Origin of the sequence: Nocardiopsis sp. CNT312, assembly GCF_000515115.1 — a bacterium.
Lineage (GTDB): Bacteria > Actinomycetota > Actinomycetes > Streptosporangiales > Streptosporangiaceae > Nocardiopsis.
The window spans coordinates 1-2,469 of the sequence record NZ_AZXF01000054.1; the positions used below are offsets into that span (position 1 = coordinate 1).

The following is a 2,469-nucleotide window of genomic DNA, read 5'->3' on the forward strand; positions in this document are numbered from 1 at the left end:
TTCCTCGGAGTAGGTCTTGCGGGCCATGCCCTGATTCTCGCTTCCTCCCGACACCTGTCGGGTTCAGCGTGTCCAAGATCCAGGGTCAAGGCCCCCACATCCAACCACGCGGTCCGATCACCCGCGGGCCACAACGCCCTCTCCTCCGCCTGAAGCGCATCGAGGCAGCGCTCCCAATCGTCCAAATCCTCAGCTGACACCATCAGAGCGACCCTGTGATTGCGTCGATCAGAAACAGGAACGCTTGTTCACGTGTTCGCGCAACAGTGCCAGTGCCATCGGCCCGCAGATGTCGATGACATTTAGCAATGGTTCCAACGCGCAAGCACATGAGTGAGGGCGTGACCACGGCCCCACCTGCCCACGGCCTGAAGGAACGTCAGCGGCCCGCGACCTTGGAAACCTGCTCCACGGTCGCCGGACCGGAGCGCCACAGCCCTGCCGCCGCAGCAGCGCACACCCCTGTGAACACGCCGGTGCCGACCAGCACCAGGACCGGGTCCAGCCCCCCGGCCCACCCGGCCAGCGGGTAGGTGAGCAGGAAGCAGGCGTGGGAGAGCGAGAACTGGGCGGCGAAGACCCCCGCCAACCCTCCCTCGGGAGCGGCCTCGCGCAGCAGTCGCCCCGTGGGCGCGGACACCAGCGCGCACCCCGCCCCCAGCACCGCCCAGCCCGCGCCGAGCACCACCGGGCCCGGCGCCAGCACCCAGCCCGCGGCGGCGGCCGCGGCCCCTGCGGTCAGGACTCCGGGGCCGGTGAGCATCAGCGCACGGGTGCCGAACCGCTCCACCAGCCATCCCAGCGCCAGCGCCACGACCATGGACCCCGCCCCGAAGCAGGCCAGCGCCAGCGCCACACCGGTGTCGGTGCCGCCCAGGTGGGAGCGCACCAGGACGACGGTGTCGACCAGCACCAGCGCGGTGACGGCGGCAACGGCCATGTTCAGCGCCATCAGTGCCATCAGACGCCGGTCGGTGGCGAAGGCCTTCCAGCTCGCGGCGGCCCGGCGCGGGCTGCGCGAGGCCGCGGTCGGCGCGGGCAGGGCGGTGGTGGCCACCAGCAGCGCGGAGACGGCGAATCCGGCGGCGGTCAGGGCGAACAGCCCGTCGAAGGGCACCAGGAGCAGCACGGCCACGGCCAGCAGCGGTGAGGCCATCGCCTCCAGGTCATAGGCCAGGCGCGACAGGGCCAGCGCCGAGGTGTAGCCGGAATCGTTCACCAGTTCGGGGATGATCGCCTGGAAGGTGGGGGTGAAGGCCGCCGAGGCGCACTGGAGCACGGCGATGAGCACGTACACCTGCCACGCCTGGTCCACGAATGGCAGGCACGCCACCGCCAGGGCGCGCGCAGCGTCGGCGCCCACCAGCAGCGCCTTGCGCGGGGCGCGGGCCAGGGCGGCGGTGAGCAGCGGAGCGGCGCCCACGTAGGCGAGCATCTTGATGGTCAGCGCGGTCGCCACCACCTGCCCGGCCCGGTGCGGGGCCAGGTCGTAGGCCAGCAGTGCCAGGGCGACCGTTGCCAGCCCCGTGCCCGCCAGCGCTGTGACCTGGGCGTAGAACAACCTGCGGTAGGAGGGGAAGTCCGCCAGCACCCGCCACACCATGACCACCACCGATGAGAAGAAGGGAACACCAACACATACACAAAACATGTGCGCAAGTACGCACATGATGGCATGGAAGGTGGGGTTCCTCCAGTCCGGGGGTCCGTTCGCGTCCTAGAATGCGCACATGAGCACCAGTGACGAACAGGCCGTCCCCAGTCTCGTGCACCCGGCCCCGCCCGGGACCGAGCGGCTGGCCGTGGCCGCGGACGTGTTCGCGCTGCTGTCCGATCCCACCCGGCTGCACCTGCTGTGGACCCTGGCCGAGGGCGAGGCGGACGTGGGTCAGCTGACCCGGGCGTGCGGTGCCTCGCGCACCGCGGTCTCCCAGCACCTGGCCAAGCTGCGCCTGGCCGGACTGGTGCAGTCGCGCCGGCAGTCCCGGCACGCCATTTACCGACTGGGCGACGGCCACCTGCGGCGCCTGGTCCTGGAGGCGCTCAACCACGCTGACCACGTGGTCACCGGCGAGCCCTTCCACGACTGACCCGCGCCGGCCCGGGCACACCAGCGGGCACCGCGCAGCGCATCCTTTTGAGCTGCGGCGTTGCAGTAAGAGTCCGAGTTCGCGCCTGGCCCCTCCGAAGCCCAGGCAGAGCGCGAACGGGAGACGGTCGACATGGACATCCACATCACGCGGTGCGGACCAACGAGGGATCATCTCGCGCAGGGACAAGAACGCGTCCCGCCGGGTGAACCGACGGGACGCGGACACAAGCCACCGGCCCGATTCTTCCGGGCACGCCCTGCGTCCTCGAACTGTTCGATCGGTTGGGCCTTGACCCTGGATCTTGGACACGCTGAACCCGACAGGTGTCGGGAGGAAGCGAGAATCAGGGCATGGCCCGCAAGACCTACTCCGAGGA

General features: G+C 70.2%; 3 protein-coding genes. 1 reads left to right on the forward strand and 2 read right to left on the reverse strand.

All coding sequences use genetic code 11. The features are described 5' to 3' along the window. Both B042_RS27130 and B042_RS0116850 read right to left on the reverse strand, forming a co-directional pair. Positions 1-206 (reverse strand): DUF5959 family protein (locus B042_RS27130; RefSeq protein WP_369797719.1); only part of this gene is annotated, 206 nt, incomplete at its 3' end. Between the two features lie 173 nt (positions 207-379). After that, positions 380-1,591, reverse strand: a complete 1,212-nt coding sequence (locus B042_RS0116850; RefSeq protein WP_231494128.1) for an MFS transporter — start codon at positions 1,589-1,591, stop codon at positions 380-382. A 139-nt stretch (positions 1,592-1,730) separates the two neighbouring features. Between B042_RS0116850 and B042_RS0116855 the strand changes: the two genes are divergently transcribed. Then, positions 1,731-2,090: a metalloregulator ArsR/SmtB family transcription factor gene (locus tag B042_RS0116855; protein ID WP_028649302.1), complete on the forward strand. Its 360-nt coding sequence runs from the start codon at positions 1,731-1,733 to the stop codon at positions 2,088-2,090. Positions 2,091-2,469: the final 379 nt, after the last annotated feature.